This is a genomic window from Pseudomonas sp. FJ2-5-13 (genome assembly GCF_029201605.1).
In the GTDB taxonomy this organism is placed as follows: Bacteria; Pseudomonadota; Gammaproteobacteria; order Pseudomonadales; family Pseudomonadaceae; genus Aquipseudomonas; species Aquipseudomonas lactis.
On the sequence record NZ_CP104045.1, the window covers coordinates 806,742 to 831,603 of the forward strand.

Sequence of the window (24,862 nt, forward strand, 5' to 3'; positions counted from 1 at the left end):
GCCCGCGAAGAGGCCCGCCAAAACACCACAAAACCCAAGCCGAAAAAAAGGCCGCGATCCAAAAGATCGCGGCCTTTTTACTTTCAGTACAACCCGTCAGACTTCATCCAGCTCCGGCTCGTCCGCCTGCACATTCATCGTCGCCTTCACCACATCATGGCGACGGATGTACTTCCAGTCCGCCTCATCAATGTAGATCCCGTTCGGCCCGCTGCCGCCTTCCAGGTCGATCGCCACCTGGGCGGACACCTGCGGCTTCACGCTGGCCAGGATCGGCACAAAGCCCAGTTGCAGGCTGGTTTCCAACAGCGCTGCCTGGTTCTTCTCATCGATGTCTGCCGCTTCATCCAGGTAGTACGGCAAGCGCACGCGACCGGCCTGGTCGCGGTCCATCAGGTGCAGCAACAGGTACATGTTGGTCAGCGCCTTGATGGTCATGGTGGTGCCGTTGGACGCAGCGCCGTCGATGTCGGTATGGATCACCGGCTGGCCGTGAACCTTGGTGATTTCGAACGCCAACTCGAACAAGTCCTTGAGGCCCAACTGGTTATGGTTGGCGGCTACCAGGCGAGCCAGGTATTCCTTGGCTTCTTCGTTCTTGTTGTCCTGTTCGGCACTCTGGCTGAGGTCGAACACCGAGAGGGTCTCGCCTTCTTCATACTGACCGGCACTGTGAATGATCTGGTCGATATGTTTGAGCGCTTCCTTGTTCGGTGCCAGCACAATGCGAAAGCTTTGCAGGTTGGAGACCTGGCGCTTGTTGATCTCGCGGTTGAACAGCGCCAGCTGGTGTTCCAGGCTGTCGTAGTCGCTGCGGATATTGCGCAGGGTACGGGCGATATCGGTGACCGCTGCACGACGTGCCTTGCCAAGCGTCAACGCCTCATCGGTACGGTGCGCGTAGGCGTTGATCAGCAGTTGCAGGCGACGCTCGACATCATCCTCACTGTCGAACTTGGCCACGCCCTTGAGACGTACCTGGGCGTACAGCGCTTCGATCTGGCCATCGGCGCGCAGCAAGCCCTGCCAGCTGTCCTGATAGTCGTTGAGCAGCGGCAACAGGTTGTCCATGGAATCGTCGACCGGGTCCATGAACGGCGTACCGAACGGCAGATCCGCCGGCAACAGTTGACGACGGCGCAACGCGTCATCCAGCGTGCGCTGTTTGGCTTCCATGTCGCCGATCTGGCGACCGACCAATTGCAGCTTGGCCGACAGTTGCTGGACGCGCTCGGTAAAGGCATCGCTGGAACGCTTCAACTCGTCCTGGGCCGCTTCCATCTGCGCCAGGTTTTCCAGTTTCTCGCCTTCTTCGGCGCTCAGGGTCTGGGTGCGGCGGAAGTCTTCCAAGGCCTTCTGGGCATCCAGCACCTGCTGGTACAGCGCTTCGGTCTGGGTCTTGCTTGCGGCGCGGTCAGAGGCCACGGCCTGCTGGGTTTTCAGCTGCTTGAGCTCTTTTTCCAGGCGCTCTTTCTGGTCACGCAACGCGGCACGGTCTGCCAGGGCTTGGAGTGCCGGCGGCTCGATGTGCGAGATGTCGATGGACAGCCCCGGCACTTCAAAGCGCTCGCCCTTGAAGCCATCGAGGATCTGCTCCAGGGATTTGACCCACTGGCCGTCCTCGTCCAGCGTGATGCCGTGTTCGCCCAGCGGCAGGCTGAACAACGAGCTGTTGAACAGGCGCATCAGGCGCTCGACGTCCTGCTGCGAGAACTCTTCGCGCAGCTTGGCGTAGCTGTTGTTGTCCGCGTGATCGAGCTGCTGCTTGACCGACTTCAAGCGCTTTTCCAGGTCGCGCAGGCGCTCTTCCAAGTCTTCGGCGCTGAACTGTCGCGACTGCGCCAAGGCGCCCGCCAGTTCATCGTGAGCGTCCTTGGCGGCGAGCAGTTGTTGCTCCAGCATCTTGACGTCATCCACCAGGGCAAAGCGGTGCTTGAGCACCGACAACTCGCCCAACCAACGCTGGATCCCGCTGATTTCCCGCTCCAGGCGCATCAGCTCCTGGGTGCCGCCGCGCTGGTCGTTCTGCAGCGCGTCCTGCTCGTTGCGGTAGTGTTCGGCCTGGATGGTCAGCTCTTCCTTGCGCGCACTGGCGTAGTCCGACCAGGTGCCCAGCAACGAATCCAGCAGCGGCGACAGGCGATGCAGTTTGCCGCGCAGGGCGTCGCGCTGTTTCACGCCATTGGCCAGGGCTTCAACCAAGGGGCCGGCAGCCACCAGCGAGTTGTAGTCCTGCTCCATGCGTCGCACATCGCGGAAGGCTTCTTCACAGGCCGCGATGTAATCGACACTGCCCGAACGCAGGCTGTGTTCGAAGGCATCAAGGAACAGTTGCTTGAGCTTGGCCGCGGTGATTTCGCGCATGTGCAGCAGGTTGATAAACAGCGCGCGGAACGTCTTCAGGCTCTGCTCGCTGGTGGAGCGCAGCGGAATCAGGGTCAGGTCCAGCGGGATAGACGTATGCCCGCCCACCAGCAAGCGCCGCAGCTCATCGGGCTTGAGTTCATAGGCTTTCAGGCCCTCGCGCTCAAGGTTGGTGAACAGCTCTTTCTGGCGCAGGCAGGTGTCGTTTTTCTGGTAGTGGGCCAGGTCCAGCTTGCCCGCATAGGCAAAGAACTGGTGACCAAAGCCACCGCCCGGGCCGCGACCGACCACGCCGATGACGTGGGGGCCGTGGGGCAAGGAGACTTCTACCAGGATGTAGCTGGTGTCGGTGGCAAAGTAGAAGCGCCGCGATTGTTCCAGGGTGTACTTGCCGAAGCTCATGTCCGACATGCGTGCCAGGATCGGGAACTGCAAGGCGTTGATCGAGGCGGATTTACCCAGGTTGTTGGCGCCGTACACCGACAGCGGTTCTTCCAATGGGAACAAACCCAGGCTGTAACCGGCGGTGTTCAATAGGGCGAAGCGGCGGATGCCGTAGCGTTCCTTACTCATGCGTCGGTCTCCTGTTCTTCGGCAATGGCGCGGGCCAGGGCATCTTCTTCGCTTTCTTCGGTGAAGGCGCTCAGATCCAGCGGGTCGTCGGTCTTCAGCAGTTTCTCATCGCTGTCTTCGTCGATGATCACCGGTGCTGGCAGCGGCAATACGCTGTGTACGCTGGCGGCAAGGTCGCGGTCTTGCTGCACCGACAGGCACACATCCAGGAAGCGATGCATCGGCGGCAGGAAGCGGTAGATACCGTTGTCTTCGCTGGCAAAACCCAGTTGGGTCATGCGGCGCATGATTTTTTCTTCGAGCTCTTCCTGGGTTTGCACCTCGGCCTGGATAAACAGGTCGCGGTATTTCTCCAGCAACGAAGGCAGCTCATCGCGGCCCAGGCTGCCACCGTCGAGCACGGCAATCGGGTCGCGGCCCTGGTCGGCCAGGTGTTCGACGATGATGAAAGTAAACAAGGCCAGGCGCTGGGCGGTCTTGTTCACCTGCGCGGCAGCCACGGCGGTGTCCGGCACGAAGTAATAGAAGCCGCGGGTATCGCACACCAGCTCAAAGCCCAGGGCCTTGAACAGCGTGCGGTACTGGTCCTGGAAGTTCGACAGCTGCGCGTACAGCTCCGGGTCGCGACGGCTGACGTGGTAACCCTTGAACAGCTCGCGAAAGATCGGCGCCAGTTGGGACAGTTCGGATAGATCAAGATGCATAAGGCGTGCTCGCAGAATTCTCGGTGGCATCGACGCCGGCCGGGAGCAGGGCGAAGGAGCGCAGGCTGACCTGGTGCTCGTGGGTGTGGTAATCGCGACGTTCCAGGCGCTCGCGCTTGAAGCGTTTTTCCCGGGACAGGCGCGAGAACCAGTACAGCAATTCATCGGTGGCGCCGTCCGGCTCCTGCTCCAGCAGCCAGGTCATCAGGTCAGGCATCGGCAGCGCGTCTTCGCAGCGCTCGAGCATTTCCTTGACCGTACGCGGTGCGCGCTGGGCTTCGCCTTTGTGCGACTTGTGCGCCTTGGGGAAGCGCGCCGGTTTGGGCTCGAAATTGGCCAGGGCATACACATAGGCCTCGACCTGGCTGGCACTGCCCAGGAAGGTGCTTTGCGGCCGGGTGAACATCGGCATCGCCGCTTGCGGCACCGCGTCCAGGCCTTTGCGGCGAATCGCCGACAGGGCCAGCGCCGCGCCGCGAGTCACGGCGTTATGCCGGCGTGCTTCTTCACGCAGCGGCAGCAGCAACTCCCGCGCATGGCGCAAGGTCAGCTGGGCGCTGGTTTGCATTTCGAGGATGCGCGCGTGGGTGCGCAGCAGCATGTCGTCATCCACCAGGTGGCCAAGACGCTGTTGCTCGGTGAGCATGCGCAGCAGCACGTTTTCCACCTTGCGCACGCCTTGCTCGAAGGCGCCGTCGGCGTTCACCAACTGGATCATCGGCTCGACGTATTCGTCCCAGGTCGCCAACACTTCGGCGTAGCGCTGGCGCAACGGGATCTGCCGGTCGCTGGTCTTGGCGCGGTCGGCCACGGCGGCGAGGGCTTGTTCATCGTTGGCGAGCTTTTTGAGCACATCACGCACGCGCATATCCAATAGGCGCAGTTGCCGGGCCAGGTCGTGGCCGTCGCGGATGTCGAAGGCGTCCTGGATATAACCGGCCAGGCGCTCCAGGTGGCGCAGGTAGGCTTCGATTTCCAGGCACAGGCCAAGCCGGTGCTCCTTGCGAAGATAGGCGAGGAAGTCGTGGATCTGCGCATTGAGCTCGAAACGGTTCGGGCTCTTGGCGACAGGCACCAGGATATCCAGGCGAATCCACACGTCCAGCAGGCTGGTGATGTCCTGGGGCGTGCTGTCCAGTTGTTGGGCGGCCAACTGCTCGCGCAGCTCGGCCAGGCTCAGGGTGCCTTGGTCGAAGTGTTCGCACAGAGGCTCAAGTAAGGCCCAGTGTTCGGCGAGGGCGCGCAGGACGCGCTTGGGTTCGATCATGGGAATGGCCGGCTGGTTGGCGATTAAAAGTCGCGATTGTACTGCATCACGCGCGGGATTTATCCACAGCCGGTCAGTGCGCAGTGGGCGATTGTTGCCGAACAGCGGTAGAATCCCCGCTCTTTACTTATCCACAAGTGGCCGAGCTGTGCTTATCGAGTCCCGACGTCGCGCTTACTTGACCGCCATGCAGGTGGTCAACTGGCTGCCCCGCACCGAACTGCCGTTTGCCGCGCCGTCGCGGCCCGAGTTGTTGCAGGCGCTTGAGCCCTATGAGGTGTTCGAATCGTCGGGAGAAGAGGCGGCCGCGCCTGTGGCGGTGGTCAAACCCACCCCTGAGGCGCGCCCGGCGGTCGAGCGAGCCAAGATCGAAGTGCCGCGCCCAGCGCCGGTGACCAAGGCTGCCAAGGTGGTCGAAGAGACTGCGCCGGTGGCCAAGGCGCCGGTGGTGCCGCCGCCACGCTTTGCCCTGCAATTGCTGCGGGCCGGGCGTTGCCTGTTGCTGGTGGAACTGCCGACCGGCGAACGTTTCCAGTCCCGTGACCCAGCCTACCTGTTGCTCAAGGACATGCTGCGCGCCGCCGGCCTGCCCGACAGCCCGCAAATCGTCGGTGAGCCGGTGCGCTGGCCGCTGCTGGTGCGCGGCACCATGGACCAGGGCCCCGAGGCCGCACGGGATTTCGTCCAGGGGTTTGTCTCGGCACGCCTGGAAGACGAGCCTTGCGTGTGCCTGTGGCTGATCGGCCTGCCCGCTGTGCGGTTTGCCGGTGAAGCCAACGCCGAGGCTTGGTACCGCGAGCTGCAGGTTGAAGGCCTGGGTTCGGTGTGGGCCCTGCCGGGCCTGGAATTATTAATGGAAGAGCCACAGCGTAAGGCTGATGTCTGGCAAGCCATGCGCCGGCTGATGGCGCGCTGGAAAACAACTGATGAGTGAGGCTTTATCCTTTCGCCCGATGACCGAGGCCGACCTCGACGCCGTGCTGAAAATCGAATACGCAGCGTTCAGCCACCCCTGGACCCGCGGGATTTTCCTCGACGGGCTGGGCAAGTACCAGATCTGGCTGATGTTCGAAGGCGAGCAGCAAGTGGGGCATGGTGTGGTGCAGATCATCCTCGATGAAGCGCACTTGCTGAACATTACCGTGAAACCGGAAAACCAGGGCCGGGGCCTGGGCCTGGCGCTGCTGGAGCACTTGATGTCCCGTGCCTATGCGGCCAATGCCCGGGAATGTTTCCTGGAAGTGCGTGACAGCAATACCGGCGCGTTTCGGTTGTATGAGCGCTATGGCTTCAACGAAATTGGCCGTCGCCGGGATTACTACCCGGCAGTCGGTGGCCGCGAAGATGCAGTCGTGATGGCCTGCACCCTCGTCGACTGAACAACCGTGGGCTGTAGGAGCGAGCTTGCTCGCGAAAAACGTCAACGCTAACGCGTGCTTCCTGGATGAACGCGGCGCCTGTGGTTTTTTCGCGAGCAAGCTCGCGCCTACACCTACATAGGGTGATGATCGATCAGCGCTTGCGGTTCAGCGGGTCCAGATCCGCCAGTTCCGCCTCATCCAACCCATTCCCGCCACCAATGTCATTTTCTCCCACGACGCTCAAGTCGTAGTCGGCGGCGTTGTCTTCGCCTTGCTCCTGCGCGTCCCGAGCGCCATCCTCGTGGATCAGCGTTTCCGGGCTCATATCGTCATCGGTAGCTTCATGATCATCCGTCGAAGCCCCGGTCAGCCCGGCCTCGCGCACCCGTTCGTCGGGCATCAAATGGTCGCGTTCACGGCGCGGCAGCTCGTCGCCGATTTCTGCGGTCTGGTCTGGCTCGTCAAAATCCAGCTCGCGCATTTCACCCATGCGGTCTTCGTTGTCATCGATCGGTTCGGGCTGTGTTGCGCCGTAGGGACGTCGTGATTCAGTCATGGCCAATCCTCATACTGTGGGGCTTATAGTGTGTGGACAGGCATGGCAGCCAAAAAATTCAAGCTAATTAGCGCCTGGCGTGACCCGGACGAGGGCTTGTCAGTCACAAAACTGCGCATCATTCCTGAGGCTTCCCTGATGAACGAACTACAAGACCTGCTTGATAACAACGAACGCTGGGCGGATGCGATCAAACAGGAAGATCCCGAATTCTTCGCCAAGCTCGCCCGCCAGCAAACCCCGGAATACCTGTGGATCGGCTGTTCCGATGCGCGTGTACCGGCCAACGAGATCGTCGGCATGTTGCCTGGTGATCTGTTCGTGCACCGCAACGTGGCCAACGTGGTGCTGCACACCGACCTCAACTGCCTGTCGGTGATCCAGTACGCGGTGGATGTGCTCAAGGTCAAACACATCCTCGTCACTGGCCACTACGGCTGTGGTGGCGTGCGTGCGTCGATGCAGGACCGTCAGTTCGGCTTGATCGATGGCTGGCTGCGCACTATTCGCGACCTTTACTACGAAAACCGCGATGTGCTGGCCCAGTTGCCGACCGAAGAAGAGCGCGTGGACCGCATGTGCGAACTCAACGTGATCCAGCAGGTGGCCAACGTCGGCCACACCAGCATTGTGCAAAATGCCTGGCACCGTGGGCAGAGCCTGTCGATCCATGGCTGTATCTATGGCATCAAGGACGGCCGTTGGAAGAGTTTGAACACCACCATCAGTGGCTTTGAGCAACTGCCGCCGCAATACCGCCTGCGCCCGTTGGGCGAAGCCTAAGGTCGCTTGTGCTCGCGCCACCAGGCCATGAAGGCCTGGCCTTCGGCGTTCAGCGGCTCCTTGTTGCCGGTGATCCAGCCCCGGCAGTTCAGCTCGCCGCAATGGCATGCGAACTGCCGGGCCAGGGTGTCTTCGGTGGTGGCGTAATCCAGCGTCAGCAAGCTGCCGGCGCCGATGGGTTGCACCGTCCATAGCTCCAGGTACGTCGTGTCTAGAAACACGTTCGGGTTGCAGGAGTGCTGTAACAGGCCGCAGAGCCAACCATCGTACAAGTGGATGCGGGGTGACAGTTGCAGCGTGTACGGGCGCCGTTCGCTCACGGCATAACCGGAAACCTTAGCAATGCGCGTGCGACTCTCAAAGGCCACGCGCGCCGTGACCCTGGCCGCAACCCCTTCAGCCTCTTGCTTGACCTCAAAGTGCTCGGTCGAGGGGTAACCCTGTTCCACGAGCAGCGTCTTGAAGGGATAGAGGCAGTCATTCACAGCCGTTTCAGCCTTATCCATGGCTCGAGTTTTCATCACTCTCCTGAGCGGGGCTGCATGGACCTGCGGGTGTGACGGCCAGTCTTGCAGCAAATGGGCGCGGCCCTAGATTCGCCGAAGTGGGATCCTATTTCTACTGTCAAAGTTGACAGTAGAAACGGTTTTTCCCCTTAAAACGCGGGGGCTGTGACCGTGGGGGCGGGGGCGGCATTTCTCAGCTGTTTCAACTGTGCCTTGATAGGCGCTGTGGCGCACTTGGCGTTGGCCTGCTCGGGCGTCAGGTGGCGCACGGAGGTGTAGAACAGCTCACACGTCTGCTCCTTGCGCGTGACCTGCCACGTATTCAGGCAGGCCTTGAGCAATACATTGGCATCGCTGGCGGGTTTCTGGCCCATGCCGGCTTGCCAGCAGGCGGCGCTCAAGTCCTGGCCCATCACTTTCAAGCCGGCGTCGTCGGCCTTTTGTTCGTCACCGTCATAACTGTCGGGGCTGGCCGCGTACCAAATGTAGCTTGGGTGGTTGGCGCCCAATACCGCGACGGTTTTGCCGGGCTCCGGGCTAATCTGTGCCAGGCTCAGCACACCCACGGTTTGCCCGTATTGTTGCTTGATCCAACTGCGCACCGGCGCGCCGAAGGCCACCATCGGCAACGCGCCGCCAGGGCGCAGGCTCAGTTCCTTGACCATGCGGGTCTGGTAGTCGGTGAAGTAGCCATAGACGGTTTCCAGGTCTTTGCCGGCATTGGACGGCGCAGCGATGGGCGCGATATCGATGATGGTCTGGTACGCCGGCGTTTCCGTGGCCGGTACGCCGTTTTCGCTTAACAAGGTGGCCCAGCGGTCGGTGGTGGCCGATTCCAGGTAATCCTGGGCCTGGGTCAGCGAGTAATCCGGCGGGAAGTGCAACAGCTCGATGCTTTTACGGTTTTCCAGGGCCATGCCCAACGGTAGGAACAGGTACCAGTTGTAGGCCCATTTGCCGTCACTGTTGAGCTGGCGGGCACCTTGGTAAGCGAGATCGGCGGTATTGAGCAGCGTGGTCAGCGGCTGGCCGTAACCGTCTGGCACGCCGCTGAAGGTCGCCGTGACCTGACCGTCGTGGGTCTTCACACTGACCTTGGCCCGGCTGTAACCGTCACGTTGCAGGCTCTGGTTCAAATAGTGTTCGGCGGTCTGCTCCAGTGACCATGGCCGAAAGCAGATGACGTTGCAGTTATTGGGGAACGCGAACAACTGGGTGACGCGCTGCGTGCTGCCCAGTGGCACCTCGATGTCGGCCTGTACGACCGCACTCGCCAGTAGTGCGGCGAGGGTGAAGGACAGCCTGGTCGGTTTAAACATAGTCGATTCCTTGTCAGCGAAGCCCGTCTGCGCGGGATGGAAGCCCACCTGCACACAGTAGCGGCTGACCAGGAAAATCGCGTGTTAAATCGCCTGGCATGTCGTTATTGGATAAGCCCCTACAGGCTGAACTGCAAGGCATTGCTCAGATCGCCCATGGGCTTCTGGCCGCGCGCGATCATCGCGCCATCGCGCTGCTTGAGGCCGTCCAGGGTCTCCAACTGGAACACCCGTGTGATCAAACGCAGGATCGATGTCGTGTCGTACACCGTATGGTCCACCGTGCCTTTGCGTGCAAACGGCGACACCACCAGCGCCGGAACCCGCGAGCCCGGGCCCCAGCGGTCACCCTGGGGCGGCGCCACGTGGTCCCACCAGCCGCCGTTTTCATCCACGGTCACCACCACCACCATGTTTTTCCATTGCGGGCTTTCTTGCAGCACCTTCAAGGCGCGGGCGATATGGCGGTCGCCCGAGGCCACATCGGCATAACCGGCGTGCATGTTCAGGTTGCCCTGGGGTTTGTAGAAACTCACGGCAGGCAGCTTGCCGGCCTGGGCGTCGGCGAAGAACCGGTTGGTGCTCGACTCATCGCCCAAACCGCCGTCGCGCAGGCGCTTGGCACGCTCTGCCGGGTTTTGCGGCCCTTGCTGCTTGAAGTAATTGAACGGCTGGTGGTGGTACTGGAAATTCGGAATCTTGGGGATGCCGCCGGAGTCCTTGAACTGCTCCAGGGTGGCTTGCCACGCACCGGCGTACCAGGCCCAGTCGATGTTCTTTTTCGACAGCTTGTCGCCAATATGCTCGTGGGTTTGCGGCACCAGCACATTGGGCAGGTCGGGCTTGGAATAATCCGGGTTTTGCGGGTCGCGGATCCAGGTGGGCCAGTAGGGTGGGGCCAGGGTGTTTACGCCGTAACCATCGGGAGTCAGCGCGCTGGGGCCAAATTGTGGCGGGCCGGTCATGGCGCTGGCCGGGGAGGTGTCCAAGGGCTTGAGGCGCGTGTCGCTGGGGTCATCGCTTTGCAGCGTGGCGATCTGCGCCTTGGCCACCGACTGCGCGGCATTGGGATAAAACGGCGCGGTGGCGCTGATCAGGTACTGATGGTTAAGGAACGAGCCGCCAAACGCGCCCTGGAAGAAGTTATCGCACAGCACAAACTCCTTGGCCACGTCCCACAGGCGCAGGGCATAACGGCTCTGGGCGTAATGGCCCATCACCAGTCCACCGGAATCGCCCCAGGCGACAAAACCATCATTCTTGCCGCCGTTGATCTGCATCTGGTTCTGGTAGAACACATGCCACAGGTCGCGAGTCACCAGGCTCAATGGTAGGTCTTCGCCCTGCGGGCCTTTGAGGGCGAACGGCGCGTTGGGCAGGTTTTGCTGGAATTGCACTTCGCTGGGGTAAGTCACCCCGTCCACCGTTTGCGGGCCGACCTGCAACACGCCGCCCCAACTCGGTGGCAGGGCAGACAATACGCTGCCATCGCGGTCGCGCTGCTGGAAGTCCTTGGCGGTTAACGCCGACAGCGGTTTCTCCACCCCGGGGAAATCTGCGAACAGGTTGTTGAAGCTGCGGTTCTCGGCGTAAATCACCACCACGGTCTTCACCTGCTCGCGCAATGCCTTATCCAACTCCTGGGGCGTGAGCGGCCGGGTCACGGGTGGGCTCGGTGCTTCGCTGGTATTGCCGCAGGCACTCAAAGTCGCCCCCACGCCCAACACCGCTGCACAGCCGAGGAAGCGCCGACGGCTGGTGTCTACCGGCGTTTTGGGGGCGCAGTCGTGGGCAGGGTGGTCGTTGTGCTCGTCACTCATTGGGGGGGAGTCCTTGGCGAGATGTTGCAAGATATTTCGCAGGACGGTAGCAATGGAATGTGACGGAACAAAGACAGGCGGGTGATGGGCGGGGCGTGTCTACACGGCTCAAGCGCTGCTAGACTGCCCTTCTAATGCACATCACTGAGGTGAGTCGTGAGACCTTCAACTGCACTTGATCTGCAACGAACGGCTGTACGAGAAGTGGTCGGGCGTTTCCGTATTTCCAATCCCAGAGTATTTGGGTCGGTACTGATGGGGACTGACCAAGAAGGCAGTGATCTTGATTTGCTGGTAGACGCGCCGCCGGGCACAACGCTCTTTGATCTCGGTGGGTTGCAGGTCGAGCTTGAGGACTTGCTCGGCGTTAATGTCGACCTGCTTACGCCTGGTGACTTGCCTTTGAAATTCCGCGATAAAGTGCTAGCGGAGGCCCGGCCAGTATGACGGAAAGTCGGCTAGGGGATTATCTGGAGCACATAAGGCAAGCTGCCACTGACGCGATCACTTTTGTAGAGGGCTTGAACAAAGAAGAGTTTTTGGAGGACCGGCGAACACAACAAGCTGTGGTCATGAGCCTGATTATCATTGGTGAAGCGTCGACGAAAATCATGGATCAGCATCCGGACTTCGCGGCACGCCATTCACATATTCCTTGGCGCAATATGCGAGCGATGCGCAACCGAATCGCTCATGGTTACTTCGATATCAACTTGGATGTTGTTTGGGACACGATACAGAGCGCATTACCTGATCTATTGGCACGCCTTCCTGTAAATCCTTGACCGCAGCTGTTCTACCAACAGTTGCGGTCAGCCGTTATTCAGGGCATCACAGGCGGCAAATACTTCAACGTCGTCCCCAACGCCCACAGCAAAAACAACACCAGCGGCGTATGCACCAGCAACTGCACAAATGAAAACCCGATCAAATCCCGCGCCTTCAGCCCCAGCACACCCAGCAACGGCAACATATAAAACGGGTTGATCAAGTTCGGCAGCGCCTCGGCGGCGTTGTAGATCTGCACCGCCCAGCCCAGGTGGTATTGCAGGTCATTGGCCACTTGCATCACGTACGGCGCTTCGATGATCCACTTGCCGCCACCCGAGGGGATGAAGAAACCCAGCACCGCCGAATACACACCCATCAGCAGGGCGTAGGTGTCGTGGGAGGCGATGGAGGTGAAGAACGTCGAGATGTGGTGCGCCAAGGTCTGGCCGTCGCCGCCCTTGACCACCGTCATCAGTGCGGCGATCGAACCGTACAGCGGGAACTGGATCAGCACGCCGGTGGTGGTCGGCACCGCACGGGCCACGGCATCGAGGAAGCTGCGCGGGCGCCAGTGCAGCAGCGCGCCCACCATGATGAACAGGAAGTTATAAGTGTTGAGCCCCGAGATGGCGCTGATCGCCGGCTTGGTCGAGAACTCATGGAACAGCCAGCCGGCCGCCAGCAACGCCAGCAGAATCGTCAGCAACGGGCTGTGTTCCAGCCATTCACCGGGGCGCGTCGGCGCCTGCGGCTTGGGCAGGTTGAAGGCCGGGTCAATGCCGCAGGCCTTGGCATCCCGGGCGCTGTTGGGGCCAGGTGCGGTGGCGTAGGCGATGATCAGCGACACCACGATCAGCGCCAGCAACAGCACGCCGGATTGCCACAGGAAAATGGTCTCGGTGAACGGGATCATGCCGGTGATCGACAGAATCGACGGCGGCAAGCTGGCCGGGTTGGCCTGCAACTGCGCGGCCGACGACGACAGCCCCAGCGCCCATACGGCCCCCAGACCCAGGTACGCAGCAGCGCCAGCGGCGCGGTAGTCCATGCGCAAATCCGTGCGCCGGGCCAATGCCCGCACCAGCAAACCGCCGAACACCAGGGACAGGCCCCAGTTAAGCAACGACGCTACCATGGAGATCAACGCCACCCAGGCCACGGCCGAACGGCCATTCTTGGGAATGCGCGCCAGGCGGTCGATCAACTTCACCGCCGGCGGTGAACTGGCGACCACGTAACCGCCGATCACCACAAAGGCCATCTGCATGGTGAACGGGATCAGGCTCCAGAACCCGTCGCCAAATGCCTTGGCCGCTTCGGCCGGTGCGGCGCCCATGCCCAGGGTCGCCACGGCGACGATGATCACGGCGAGGGCGGCAAACACCCAGGAGTCAGGAAACCAGCGTTCGGCGAAGTTGGAGCAACGCAGGGCAAATCGGGCATAGCGGCTGTCTTCGATAGCATCGGCCACGAGTCTTTCCTCTTGTAGTTATTATGGGGTTTGGCAGTTTTACGGCATGTTCCTCTACGGCCATTGATTTGGGAATGTAGTTATCTTCAACGATCAATGAGTAAAACAAATATATCCGTCGCGATTGCCATCGATGGGCTCAGCTCATAACCTGCACGCCATTTTGTTTGTCTGCCGAGCCTGCACATGACTGCCACCTTTTCCCCACGGGCGCAGCGTTTTTCCCGCTCCGACTACAAAACCCTGGGCCTGGCCGCCCTCGGCGGCGCCCTGGAAATCTACGACTTCATTATCTTCGTGTTCTTTGCGCTGACCCTCAGCCAACTGTTCTTCCCCCCAGAAATGCCCGAGTGGCTGCGCCTGCTGCAAAGCTTTGGCATCTTCGTCACCGGCTACCTCGCCCGCCCACTGGGCGGCATCCTGATGGCGCACTTCGCCGATCACCTGGGGCGCAAGCGCGTCTTCAGCCTGAGCATCCTGATGATGGCCTTGCCCTGCCTGCTGATCGGCATCATGCCGACCTACGCGCAAATCGGCTATTTCGCCCCGCTGATCCTGCTGGCGCTGCGCGTGCTGCAAGGCGCAGCGGTGGGCGGCGAAGTGCCCAGCGCCTGGACCTTCGTCGCCGAGCACGCACCGCGTCACCACCGTGGCTACGCCTTGGGTTTTTTGCAGGCTGGCCTGACCTTCGGTTACCTGCTGGGGGCGCTGACCGCCACCTTGCTCGCGCAAGTCTTCACCCCGGCCGAAATCCTCGACTACGCCTGGCGCTTCCCCTTCCTGCTCGGCGGCGTGTTCGGCGTGATCGGCGTATGGCTGCGCCGCTGGCTCAGCGAGACCCCGGTGTTCCTGGAAATGCAGGCGCGCCGCCAAGCCGCCGCCGAAATGCCCTTGCGCACCGTGCTGCGCGACCATCGCGCTGTGCTGTTGCCGGCGATGATCCTTACCTGCGTGCTGACGTCCGCCGTGGTGGTGCTGGTGGTCATCACCCCGACCATGATGCAGAAAACCTTCGGCATGAGCCCCAGCCATACTTTCGCCCTGAGCGCGTTGGGCATCGTCTTTCTGAACATCGGCTGCGTCCTCGCAGGCTTGCTCGTGGACCGCATCGGCGCCTGGCGCGCGGTATTGGTCTACAGCCTGTTGCTGCCGGTAGGTATTTTTATCCTGTATGCCAGCCTGATCAGCGGCGGCGTGTGGCTGGGCGCGGCGTATGCTGTGGCGGGCCTGAGTTGCGGCGTAGTGGGGGCGGTGCCGTCGGTGATGGTCGGGCTGTTCCCGGCGCAGGTACGGGTGTCGGGGATTTCCTTCACCTACAACATCGCCTATGCGTTGTGGGCAAGTACTACGCCGTTGCTGTTGATCGCGCTGATGCCGACCAGCCCGTGGATCTGCGTGGGGTATTGCGTAGTGATGGGGGCGGTGGGGGTAGCGAGTGTGGCGTTGTTTGGAAAGCGCCACGCTATAGACGCTGTTACAAATGGCACCTGGGGCCATTAATTGACGGGTAGGTAGCTCGCTTCTATAGTCACGTCCATTCTTGACGAACACATTTACCCTATGTCCCAGACTGCCTATATCAACTCTGCAATCCTGTCCTGGTCTCGCCAGCGGGCGGGGCTGTCTCAAGAGCAGGTTGCTAAAGGTCTGATGGTCAAATTGGAAAAGCTGAAGGAGTGGGAGGATGGTCAGAGCCTTCCCTCTTTCAACCAGGCGCAAAAGTGGGCTGCACTTGTGCATGTGCCTTTTGGCTATCTCTTTCTCAGTACGCCCCCGCCCGAGCAACTTCCTCTTCCCGACCTGCGGACCGTGGGTGGCGTTTTTCCAGACAAGCCAAGTTTGAACCTGATGGACACTGTAAGGGATGTGCTCCGCAAGCAGGACTGGTATTTGGAATACCTGCAGGATCACGAGCGTTCTGCTCTGTCCTTCGTAGGAAGTTTCAGTATCCGTTCGCCAATAAAAGAGGTGGTTGCAGATATTCGGCGCGTACTTGGCGTGACAAGTTCTTTTGCCCGAATGAGTTATGAAGACTATGTGAGGGCGCTGGTCAGCGGCGCGGAAGAGGCCGGAATTCTTGTAATGCGCAGTGGTGTTGCCTTAGGCAATACCCATCGGAAACTTGATGTCAGTGAGTTTCGGGGATTTGCGGTCAGTCATCCTATGGCTCCTGTAGTTTTCATCAATAGTGCGGACGCGCCCACGGCACGTCTTTTTACATTGATGCATGAACTGGCGCATATCTGGATTGGTAGCACGGGCGTATCTGATGGCAGCAGTCAAGGCGCTCGTCAGGAGGAGGCCTTTTGTAATGCGGTGGCAGGGGAGTTTCTTGCGCCAGAGGATGATTTTCGGGCGCACTGGAATTCGGCTCTTCATTGGGAAGAAAACCTGGCGCCCTTGGCCGGACGCTTCCGTGTCAGCACATTGGTAATAGCCCGTCGTGCCCGTGATCTTGGCCACATCAGTAGTGAACAATACGGCGCTTACTACCGTCGGGTCCTGCAAGAGTATCGAGATAAGGGCGGCAGTGGCGGGGATTACTACCGCGTAGCGGCTATCAGGAACAGCACCCGGTTGAGCAAGGCTGTTCTTGCAGAAGCGCAGAGCGGGCGGATTTTGCTGCGAGATGCTGGGAAACTGCTGGGTGTGCAGCCGGCCAAGTTGAAGACTTACGGGATGAAGCTATCGGCATGAAGCACCTATTGGATTCGAATACGTTGATCGAGGCCAAAAATCGCTATTACGGTATGACGATTTGCCCAGGTTATTGGGCATGGATACTTCAGCAGCATCAAGCTTTGGAAATTGCCAGTATTGTCCCAGTCAGGGACGAGTTGGCTAAAGGCAATGACGAGTTGACCCAATGGGTGAAAGGTAATGCCAGCCTGTTTGAAGATTCGAATGATCAACGGACTCAAGCGGCCTATGGGAATATTGTCTCAAGAATTGCCCAGCAGGTACCGGTGATGAAAGTCGGTGCTTTAGAAGAGTTTCTTGAGGGCGCAGATGCTTGGTTGATAGCCAAGGCAATGGCTACAGGCGCCGTGGTTGTCACGCACGAAGTTTATAACCCTGATATCAAGCGTAAATTCACCATTCCCAATGTGTGCTCATTGTTTGACGTGCCTTACATGAATACTTTTGAGTTGCTCGGTAAACTCGACGCGCGCTTCGTCTTGCATCACTGATAATTGAGGGGAGGAAAGTCTCCCCTCGATATGACACTCAAGTCAAAAAGTGCCAAAGCACCAGGGTACCCACCAACCCAACCACCGAAACAATCGTCTGCAACACCGACCACACCCAAATCGTCTGTTTCAACTGCAAGCCAAAGTACTCACGCACCATCCAGAACCCGGCGTCGTTGAGGTGGCAGAAGAACACCGAGCCGGCGCCGATGGCCAGGGCGACCAATGAGCTTTGCGTCGCCGCCAACCCGGCCATCATCGGCGCGAGGATGCCGGCGGTCGTGGTGGTGGCCACAGTGGCCGAGCCGGTGGCCTGGCGCAGGGCCACGGCGATCAGCCAGGCCAGCAGCAGGTAGGGCATGTGTGCGCCTTCGGCGACCTTGCTGATGGTCTGGCTGACGCCGGCGTCCAGCAGGGTTTGCTTGAGGCCGCCGCCGGCGCCGATGGTCAGCAGCAGTACGGCGATGGGCGCCAGCGCTTTGCGCAGGGTGTTGCCGACGTCGGCGCGTGGCATGCCCGCCGCCCAACCGAGGCAGACGACCGCGGCGATCACCGCCAGGCCGAGGGCAACCAGTGGTTCACCGAGGAATTTCAAGCTCAGGGCGAGGGTGCTTTCCGGCGCCAGCGCGACTTTGGCCAAGGTGCTTCCAAGCATCAGAATCACCGGCAACAGAATGATCAGCAATGACACGCCGAAGCTCGGCTGGCGCGGGGCCTTGGGCGGTGCGCTGAACAAGGCGCCGATATCGGCCGGTTCATCCACGTGCAGGCGCTTGGACAACCAGTTGCCATACAGCGGCCCGGCCAGGATCACGGCCGGCACCGCCAGGCAAAAGCCCAGCAACATGGTCAGGCCTAGGTCGGCGTGCAATGCGCCCACGGCAATCAGCGGCCCAGGGTGAGGTGGCATCAGGGCGTGCAAGGTGGTCATGCCCGCCAGTGCCGGGATGGCGATTTTCAGCAACGGTTGGTTCGAACGCTTGGCCATCACAAAGATGATCGGCACCATCATCACCAGGCCCACTTCGAAGAACAGCGGCAGGCCGATCACCATGGCGACCAACGCCATCACCCAAGGCAATGACTTGCCTTTGCCCAGCCCGAGCAACGTGGTGGCAATACGGTCGGCCGCGCCGGATTCGGCCATCAGCGCGCCGAGCATCGCACCCAGGGCAATGATGATCCCGGCTTCCCCTAGAATCGCCCCGGCGCCTTTGCTGAACGCCTTGGCCACTTCTTCCGGCGGCAGGCCGGCGCCGACCCCGGCGATAAAGGTGCCGATCAGAATGGACAGGAACGGCGGCAGTTTGGTCGCGCTGATCAGCACGATGATGCTGGCGATCGCCAACAGCACGCAGAGCATGAGGCGGGTGTCGTGAACCATCCACGCGGCAGTCGATAACTCCAAAACGGGACTCCTTATCGAGCAGGTTGGCTAATATGTTTCTTTTTGTTTCAGCCTGAAAAGCATACCTGATAGAGCTTTCCCTGCGCGTGCATGAACGATTTTGGTGCGCCCGAAGCTAACGACCCTCTGGCGCTCAGATGACAATTTTGCAAACCATGCCCGTGGATCTGGCCTATAGCTCTATGATCCGCCCCATCCCAACCCACGAGGACATTTCATGAGCGCAGGACACAGCCACGCCCAAGTACGCGCCGGCCACGAACGCAAGTTATGGATCGCCTTGGGGCTCACCGGTAGCTTCATGCTCGCCGAAGTCATCGGTGCCTTTGTCACCGGCAGCCTGGCGCTGTTGTCCGATGCAGCGCACATGATGACCGACGCCCTGGCCCTGGCGATTTCCCTGGTGGCGATCCAGGTCGCCAAGCGCCCGGCGGATCGCAAGCGCACCTTCGGTTACGCGCGCTTCGAGATCCTGGCAGCCGCCTTCAATGCATTGCTGCTGTTCGCCGTGGCGTTCTACATCTTGTACGAGGCTTACCAGCGGCTGCAGGCACCTGCCGAGATCCAGTCCACCGGCATGCTGGTGATTGCGCTGCTGGGGCTGGTGGTCAACCTGATCTCCATGCGTCTGCTCAGCGCCGCCAGCGGCGAGAGCCTTAACGTCAAGGGCGCCTACCTGGAGGTCTGGAGCGACATGCTGGGCTCTGTCGGCGTGATCATTGCCGCGCTGGTGATCATGTTCACCGGCTGGGGATGGGTTGATTCCGTGGTCGCGGCCGCCATCGGTTTTTGGGTGCTGCCGCGCACCTGGACGTTGCTCAAGGCGAGCATGAACATCCTGCTGCAAGGTGTGCCGGACGGTGTGGATATCGAGCAGGTGGAGCAGGGCATTCGCAGCGTGCCTGGGGTCAAGGACGTGCACGACCTGCACATCTGGGCCCTCACCAGTGGCAAGAACGTGCTGAGTACGCACCTGGTCGCGGATGCGTCCCAAGGCAGCGAGCAACAGATCCTCAGCCGAGTGACGGAGTTACTGCACGAACAATTCGATATTTCCCACGCCACGATCCAAGTGGAGGGCGAGGGATTCACGCACGACGAGCATGACGAGGTGCATGCCTGAGCCTGGCTAACGGATTTGTAATCTTTCGCCCACGGCCCTGATAAGTACCGAAAGCTACATTGCCCCCGCTGGGAAACCTCAGCGACTTCATGGGCGTGGAACTCTCGTTATGGCAATTTTTGTTAGAACACTGTTGGGGGCGGCGGCATTGGCACTGTGGATATCCGCAAACGCCGCCCAGGCACAACCCCTCACCCTCGATGCAGCCTTGCAAACCGCCTTCGCCAACAACCCGGACCTGGCGGCCGCACAATGGGAAATCGACATCGCCGAAGGCGGTCGCCAACAGGCCGGCCTGATCCCCAACCCGGTGGCCTCCTGGGACGCCGAAGACACCCGCCGCAACAGCCGCACTACCAGCATCAAACTCAGCCAGACCCTGGAACTGGGCGGCAAGCGCGGTGCGCGTATCGAAGTGGCCACCCGCGCCCAGGATGCCGCGGCGCTGACCCTGGAGCAGCGTCGCAACTTGTTGCGCGCCGAGGTCATCGACAGCTACTACGGCGCCCTGCGTGCCCAGGAACGCCTTGACCTGGCGCAACGCTCCATGACGCTTGCCGAACGCGGCCTGGTGGTCGCCAACGGGCGCGTCACCGCTGGCAAGTCGTCACCCGTAGAAGCCACTCGCGCCCAGGTGCAGGTGTCTGAAATCCGCCTGGAATTGAACCGCGCCCAGATCGGCCTCACTGACGCCTACCGTCGCCTCGCCACCAGCACCGGCAGCGCCGCCACCGACTTCCAGGCCGTCGCTACGCCAAGCACTTCCGTGCCGGCGTTACCCGCCGCGGCGCCATTGCTGGCTCGTCTTGAACAGACTGCGGAACTGCGTCTGGCCGAACTCAACATTGTGCAGAACGAAGCCAGCGTAGGCCTGGAAAAAGCCCAGCGCATTCCGGACCTGGACGTGTCCATCGGCAGCCAATACGACGCCAGCGTACGCGAACGGGTGAACCTGGTGGGCGTGTCGATGCCCATTCCGCTGTTCAACCGCAACCAGGGCAACATCCTCGCGGCCAACCGACGCGCCGACCAGGCCCGCGACTTGCGCAACGCCGCCGAGTTGCGCCTGCGTACCGAAACCCGCCAGGCCCTGGACCTGTGGCAAACGGCGAACACCGAAGTGCGCGCGTTCAACCAGCAGATCCTGCCCGCCGCACAGAGTGCGGTAGACAGCGCCACCCGTGGCTTCGAGATGGGCAAGTTCAACTTCCTCGACGTGCTCGACGCCCAGCGCACCTTGATCGCGGCCCGTACCCAATACCTTGCGGCCACCGCCCAGGCCACCGAGGCCTGGGTACGCATCGAACGCATTTACGGCGACCTCGCCCGCTTTTGATTTTTCCTGGAGTCTCCTGATGAACAAAAAACATGGCATGGCGCTCGCCGTCGCCCTGGGCCTGATGCTGTCGGGCTTCGCCCACGCCGAGGAAGAAGGCCAGCTCGAACTCACCGAGCAGCAGATTCAAGCCGCCGGCATCCAGTTGGCCCAGGCGCAACCGCGCGCTATCAGCACCGTGCTGACGCTGCCGGGCGAGGTGCGTTTTGATGAAGACCGCACCTCCCACATCGTGCCCCGTGCGGCGGGCGTGGTGGAGGCGGTGAAGGTCAACCTGGGCCAGTCGGTGAAGAAGGGCGAACTGTTGGCGGTGATCGCCAGCCAGCAGATTTCCGACCAGCGCAGCGAACTGGCCGCCAGCGAGCGCCGGGTCGAACTGGCGCGCACCACCTTCCAGCGCGAGCGTCAGTTGTGGCAGGACAAAATCTCTGCCGAACAGAATTACCTGCTGGCGCGGCAAACCCTGCAAGAAGCCGAAATCGCCCTGAACAATGCGCGACAAAAGATGACTGCGCTCAGCGGTAGCGCGGTATTGGCCGGCGGCAATCGTTATGAACTGCGTGCGCCCTTCGCCGGTGTGGTGGTGGAAAAACACCTGGGGGTGGGCGAGGTGGTCAGTGAAACCAGCAATGCGTTCACCCTCTCGGATCTGTCCCAGGTGTGGGTCACCTTCGGCGTGTTTCCCAAGGACTTGAACAAGGTGCGCGTGGGCAAACCGGTGAAAGTCAGCTCGACGGAAATGGGCACCGAAGTGCTGGGCACCGTGGCCTATGTGGGCAACTTGCTCGGTGAGCAAACGCGCACCGCCACCGTGCGTGTGACGGTGCCCAACCCCGACGACGTCTGGCGCCCGGGCTTGTTCGTGTCCGTGCAGGTGGCCACCGATACCTACCAGGCCAAGGTCACCGTACCGCAAACCGCGATCCAGACCGTCGAGGACAAACCCTCGGTGTTTGTGCGCACCGCGGACGGCTTTATCACCCGCCATCTTGAACTGGGCGTCAGTGAAAACGGCTACGTCGAAGTGCGCAAAGGCCTGGAGGCCGGCGCGCAGGTGGCGACGGCTGGCAGCTTCATCCTCAAGTCCGAACTGGGCAAAGGCTCGGCCGAACACGCCCATTGATCCTGCGAGTGATTCCCCATGTTTGAGCGCCTTATCCAATTCGCCATCGAGCAGCGCATCATCGTGTTGCTGGCGGTGCTGTTGATGGCCGGTGTCGGCATCGCCAGCTATCAGAAACTGCCCATCGACGCGGTGCCTGACATCACCAACGTACAGGTGCAGATCAACTCGGCGGCGGCCGGTTTTTCGCCGCTGGAAACCGAGCAGCGCATTACCTTTCCCATCGAGACGGCCATGGCCGGCCTGCCGGGCCTGCAGCAGACGCGTTCGCTGTCGCGTTCCGGTTTGTCCCAGGTCACGGTGATTTTCAAGGACGGCACCGACCTGTTCTTTGCCCGCCAACTGGTCAACGAACGCTTGCAAGTGGCCCGTGAGCAATTGCCCGACGGCATCGAAACCGCGATGGGGCCGATTTCCACCGGCCTCGGGGAAATTTTCCTGTGGACCGTCGAAGCCGAGGACGGCGCGCGCAAAGAGGACGGCACCCCGTACACCCCCACCGACCTGCGGGTGATCCAGGACTGGATCATCAAACCGCAGCTGCGCAACGTGCCGGGCGTGGCCGAGATCAATACCATTGGCGGCTTCGCCAAGGAATATCAGATTGCGCCAGACCCCAAGCGTCTGGCCGCTTACAACCTGACCCTCAACGATCTGGTCACGGCGCTGGAGCGCAACAACGCCAACGTCGGCGCCGGTTACATCGAGCGCAGCGGCGAACAGTTGTTGATCCGCGCGCCGGGCCAGGTGGCGTCTATTGACGACATCGCCAACATTGTCATCACCACCTCGGACGGCACGCCGATCCGCGTGCGCAATGTGGCCCAGGTCGACATTGGTCGTGAGCTGCGTACCGGCGCCGCCACCGAAAATGGTCGTGAAGTGGTGCTGGGCACGGTGTTCATGTTGATCGGTGAGAACAGCCGCAGCGTGTCCCAGGCGGTGGCGAAAAAGCTGGAGGAGATCAACCGCTCGCTGCCCGAAGGTGTGGTGGCGGTCACTGTTTACGACCGCACCAACCTGGTGGAAAAAGCCATCGCCACCGTGAAGAAAAACCTCTTCGAAGGTGCATTGCTGGTGGTGGCGGTGTTGTTCCTGTTCTTGGGTAATATCCGTGCGGCGCTGATCACGGCGATGGTAATTCCGCTGGCGATGCTGTTCACCTTCACCGGCATGTTCACCAACAAAGTCAGCGCCAACCTGATGAGCCTGGGCGCGCTGGACTTTGGCATTATCGTTGACGGAGCGGTGGTGATCGTCGAGAACGCCATCCGCCGTCTGGCCCACGCGCAACACCGGCATGGCCGGCTATTGACCCGCAGTGAGCGCCTGCACGAAGTGTTCGCCGCGGCCAAGGAGGCGCGACGTGCGCTGATCTTCGGGCAGTTGATCATCATGGTGGTGTACCTGCCGATCTTCGCTCTCACGGGCGTGGCCGGGAAGATGTTCCATCCCATGGCATTCACTGTGGTGATTGCCTTGCTCGGCGCGATGATTTTGTCGGTGACCTTCGTACCGGCGGCGATTGCGTTGTTCGTCACCGGCAAGGTCAAGGAAGAAGAAAACTTCGTCATGCGCAGTGCGCGTCGGGTGTATGACCCGGTGCTCAACTGGGTGATGGTGCGTCGGCCCCTGGTGTTCGGCCTGGCCGCACTGACCATCGTCGTGTCGGGGTTGGTCGCCAGCCGCATGGGCAGTGAATTTATCCCCAGCCTCAGCGAAGGCGACTTTGCCCAACAGGCGCTGCGTGTGCCCGGCACCAGCCTGACGCAATCGGTGCAGATGCAGCAGCAACTGGAAAAAACCTTGCTGGCCCAAGTGCCGGAAATCGAGCGCGTTTTTGCGCGCACCGGTACGGCGGAAATTGCCTCCGACCCGATGCCGCCGAATATCTCCGACAGCTACGTGATGCTCAAACCCAAGGACCAGTGGCCAGACCCGAAAAAGTCCCGCGAGGCAATCATCGCTGACATCCAACGGGCCAGCGCGATTGTGCCGGGCAGCGTGTATGAGCTGTCGCAGCCGATCCAGTTGCGCTTCAACGAGCTGATTTCCGGGGTGCGCAGCGACGTGGCAGTGAAGGTGTTTGGCGATGACATGGCGGTGCTCAACACCACCGCCGGGGAAATCGCCGAGACCTTGCAGAAGCTCAACGGCGCCTCGGAAGTGAAGGTGGAACAGACCTCCGGCCTGCCGGTGCTGACCATCAATATCGACCGCGACAAAGCCGCTCGCTTTGGCCTGAATGTGGGCGATGTGCAGGACACCATCGCCGTCGCTGTCGGTGGGCGCCAGGCGGGTACGTTGTACGAGGGCGATCGGCGTTTTGACATGGTGGTGCGCTTGTCCGACACGTTGCGCACCGATATCGACGGCTTGTCACGCCTGTTGATTCCGGTGCCGGCGCTGGCGAGTAGTACCTCGGGGCAGTTGGGCTTTATCGCCTTGTCCCAGGTTGCCAGCCTTGACCTGGTGCTGGGCCCTAACCAGATCAGCCGCGAGAACGGCAAACGCCTGGTGATCGTCAGCGCCAACGTGCGCGGGCGCGATATCGGCTCGTTTGTCGAAGAGGCCGAGGCCGCCATCGCCACCCAGGTGAAAGTCCCCGCCGGTTACTGGACCACTTGGGGCGGCCAGTTCGAACAGTTGAAAGAGGCTTCTGAGCGCTTGCGCATCGTGGTGCCGGTGGCTTTGCTGCTGGTGTTCGGCTTGCTGTTCATGATGTTCAACAACCTCAAGGACGGCCTGCTGGTGTTTACCGGCATCCCCTTCGCGCTCACCGGCGGGATCATGGCGCTGTGGCTGCGCGATATCCCGTTGTCGATTTCAGCGGGGGTGGGCTTTATCGCCTTGTCAGGTGTGGCGGTGCTCAATGGCCTGGTGATGATCGCCTTCATCCGAAACCTGCGCGAGGAAGGCCGCTCGTTATCGGTGGCGATCCACGAAGGCGCGTTGACCCGCCTGCGTCCGGTGCTGATGACCGCGCTGGTGGCGTCCCTCGGGTTTATCCCCATGGCCCTCGCCACCGGCACCGGCGCCGAAGTGCAGCGCCCATTGGCGACGGTGGTGATTGGCGGGATTATTTCCTCGACCTTGCTGACATTGCTGGTGCTGCCGGCGTTGTACCAATGGGCTCATCGCCGCGATGAAGAGACCACCTGACAACCTCGAAGACGCCGCAACCCC

At 61.2% G+C, this 24,862-nt stretch carries 21 protein-coding genes; 12 read left to right on the plus strand and 9 right to left on the minus strand.

From position 1 onward, the window contains the following. Positions 1-96 precede the first annotated feature (96 nt). Genes mksF through mksB form a run of 3 tightly spaced genes read right to left on the minus strand, consistent with a single transcriptional unit; the run spans position 97 to position 4,908 of the window. Complete coding sequence (gene mksF, locus N2A98_RS03470; protein ID WP_032893715.1) at positions 97-2,937, minus strand: Mks condensin complex protein MksF; 2,841 nt, start codon at positions 2,935-2,937, stop codon at positions 97-99. Next, the gene (mksE, locus tag N2A98_RS03475; protein WP_003188281.1) at positions 2,934-3,641 is read right to left on the minus strand and encodes an Mks condensin complex protein MksE; all 708 of its coding nucleotides are present in this window, start codon (positions 3,639-3,641) and stop codon (positions 2,934-2,936) included. Before mksE ends, mksF begins: the two co-directional genes overlap by 4 nt. Further along, positions 3,631-4,908: an Mks condensin complex protein MksB gene (gene mksB, locus N2A98_RS03480; protein WP_275623023.1), complete on the minus strand. Its 1,278-nt coding sequence runs from the start codon at positions 4,906-4,908 to the stop codon at positions 3,631-3,633. The genes mksE and mksB overlap by 11 nt, the downstream gene beginning before the upstream one ends. A gap of 187 nt (positions 4,909-5,095) precedes the next feature. Between mksB and N2A98_RS03485 the strand changes: the two genes are divergently transcribed. Both N2A98_RS03485 and rimI read left to right on the plus strand, forming a co-directional pair. Next, entirely contained in the window at positions 5,096-5,842 is a 747-nt protein-coding gene (locus N2A98_RS03485) for an energy transducer TonB (RefSeq protein ID WP_275623588.1), read from the plus strand. Further along, positions 5,835-6,287, plus strand: coding sequence for a ribosomal protein S18-alanine N-acetyltransferase (gene rimI / locus N2A98_RS03490; RefSeq protein ID WP_003188286.1), 453 nt, complete (start codon positions 5,835-5,837; stop codon positions 6,285-6,287). Before N2A98_RS03485 ends, rimI begins: the two co-directional genes overlap by 8 nt. A 133-nt stretch (positions 6,288-6,420) precedes the next feature. Here the strand turns inward: rimI and N2A98_RS03495 are convergent, their stop codons facing one another. Further along, complete coding sequence (locus N2A98_RS03495) at positions 6,421-6,825, minus strand: hypothetical protein (RefSeq protein ID WP_044271252.1); 405 nt, start codon at positions 6,823-6,825, stop codon at positions 6,421-6,423. Positions 6,826-6,963: 138 nt separating this feature from the next. Here N2A98_RS03495 and can point away from each other — a divergent pair, with 138 nt between their 5' ends. Continuing rightward, complete coding sequence (gene can, locus N2A98_RS03500) at positions 6,964-7,608, plus strand: carbonate dehydratase (protein WP_003188288.1); 645 nt, start codon at positions 6,964-6,966, stop codon at positions 7,606-7,608. Here the strand turns inward: can and N2A98_RS03505 are convergent. From N2A98_RS03505 to N2A98_RS03515, 3 genes are all read right to left on the minus strand, one after another. Continuing rightward, positions 7,605-8,129 (minus strand): hypothetical protein, encoded by a 525-nt coding sequence (locus N2A98_RS03505; RefSeq protein WP_044271254.1) that lies wholly within the window; start codon positions 8,127-8,129, stop codon positions 7,605-7,607. The two genes, can and N2A98_RS03505, sit on opposite strands and share 4 nt — an antisense overlap. Before the next feature lie 134 nt (positions 8,130-8,263). Then, on the minus strand, positions 8,264-9,433 hold the full coding sequence (locus N2A98_RS03510) for a hypothetical protein (RefSeq protein ID WP_275623024.1): 1,170 nt from the start codon (positions 9,431-9,433) through the stop codon (positions 8,264-8,266). 119 nt (positions 9,434-9,552) lie between these two features. Then, the gene (locus tag N2A98_RS03515; protein ID WP_275623025.1) at positions 9,553-11,253 is read right to left on the minus strand and encodes an acid phosphatase; all 1,701 of its coding nucleotides are present in this window, start codon (positions 11,251-11,253) and stop codon (positions 9,553-9,555) included. A 156-nt stretch (positions 11,254-11,409) separates the two neighbouring features. Between N2A98_RS03515 and N2A98_RS03520 the strand changes: the two genes are divergently transcribed. Together N2A98_RS03520 and N2A98_RS03525 are read left to right on the plus strand one after the other, a co-directional pair. Then, positions 11,410-11,700 (plus strand): nucleotidyltransferase family protein, encoded by a 291-nt coding sequence (locus tag N2A98_RS03520; protein ID WP_032893707.1) that lies wholly within the window; start codon positions 11,410-11,412, stop codon positions 11,698-11,700. Next, the gene (locus tag N2A98_RS03525) at positions 11,697-12,038 is read left to right on the plus strand and encodes a DUF86 domain-containing protein (RefSeq protein ID WP_032893706.1); all 342 of its coding nucleotides are present in this window, start codon (positions 11,697-11,699) and stop codon (positions 12,036-12,038) included. Before N2A98_RS03520 ends, N2A98_RS03525 begins: the two co-directional genes overlap by 4 nt. A gap of 38 nt (positions 12,039-12,076) precedes the next feature. Here N2A98_RS03525 and N2A98_RS03530 read toward each other — a convergent pair whose 3' ends face one another. Next, a complete protein-coding gene (locus tag N2A98_RS03530; protein WP_003188294.1) occupies positions 12,077-13,495 on the minus strand; it encodes a TIGR00366 family protein in 1,419 nt (472 codons plus the stop codon). Positions 13,496-13,681: 186 nt separating this feature from the next. Between N2A98_RS03530 and N2A98_RS03535 the strand changes: the two genes are divergently transcribed. From N2A98_RS03535 to N2A98_RS03545, 3 genes are read left to right on the plus strand one after another with little or no spacing between them, the layout of a single operon-like run. Beyond that, entirely contained in the window at positions 13,682-14,995 is a 1,314-nt protein-coding gene (locus tag N2A98_RS03535) for an MFS transporter (protein ID WP_078802437.1), read from the plus strand. Positions 14,996-15,055: 60 nt separating this feature from the next. Continuing rightward, a complete protein-coding gene (locus tag N2A98_RS03540) occupies positions 15,056-16,192 on the plus strand; it encodes an XRE family transcriptional regulator (RefSeq protein ID WP_044271264.1) in 1,137 nt (378 codons plus the stop codon). Beyond that, entirely contained in the window at positions 16,189-16,686 is a 498-nt protein-coding gene (locus tag N2A98_RS03545) for a DUF4411 family protein (RefSeq protein ID WP_044271266.1), read from the plus strand. The genes N2A98_RS03540 and N2A98_RS03545 overlap by 4 nt, the downstream gene beginning before the upstream one ends. A gap of 37 nt (positions 16,687-16,723) precedes the next feature. Here the strand turns inward: N2A98_RS03545 and N2A98_RS03550 are convergent, their stop codons facing one another. Then, positions 16,724-18,094, minus strand: coding sequence for a gluconate:H+ symporter (locus N2A98_RS03550; protein WP_275623026.1), 1,371 nt, complete (start codon positions 18,092-18,094; stop codon positions 16,724-16,726). 217 nt (positions 18,095-18,311) lie between these two features. Here N2A98_RS03550 and N2A98_RS03555 point away from each other — a divergent pair, with 217 nt between their 5' ends. The 4 genes from N2A98_RS03555 (at position 18,312) to N2A98_RS03570 (ending at position 24,838) form a co-directional block, all read left to right on the plus strand. Continuing rightward, the gene (locus tag N2A98_RS03555) at positions 18,312-19,217 is read left to right on the plus strand and encodes a cation diffusion facilitator family transporter (RefSeq protein WP_275623027.1); all 906 of its coding nucleotides are present in this window, start codon (positions 18,312-18,314) and stop codon (positions 19,215-19,217) included. Between the two features lie 109 nt (positions 19,218-19,326). Continuing rightward, positions 19,327-20,553: a TolC family protein gene (locus tag N2A98_RS03560; protein ID WP_275623028.1), complete on the plus strand. Its 1,227-nt coding sequence runs from the start codon at positions 19,327-19,329 to the stop codon at positions 20,551-20,553. 19 nt (positions 20,554-20,572) lie between these two features. After that, complete coding sequence (locus N2A98_RS03565) at positions 20,573-21,676, plus strand: efflux RND transporter periplasmic adaptor subunit (protein ID WP_275623029.1); 1,104 nt, start codon at positions 20,573-20,575, stop codon at positions 21,674-21,676. Between the two features lie 18 nt (positions 21,677-21,694). Further along, a complete protein-coding gene (locus N2A98_RS03570) occupies positions 21,695-24,838 on the plus strand; it encodes a CusA/CzcA family heavy metal efflux RND transporter (RefSeq protein ID WP_044271278.1) in 3,144 nt (1,047 codons plus the stop codon). Positions 24,839-24,862: the final 24 nt, after the last annotated feature.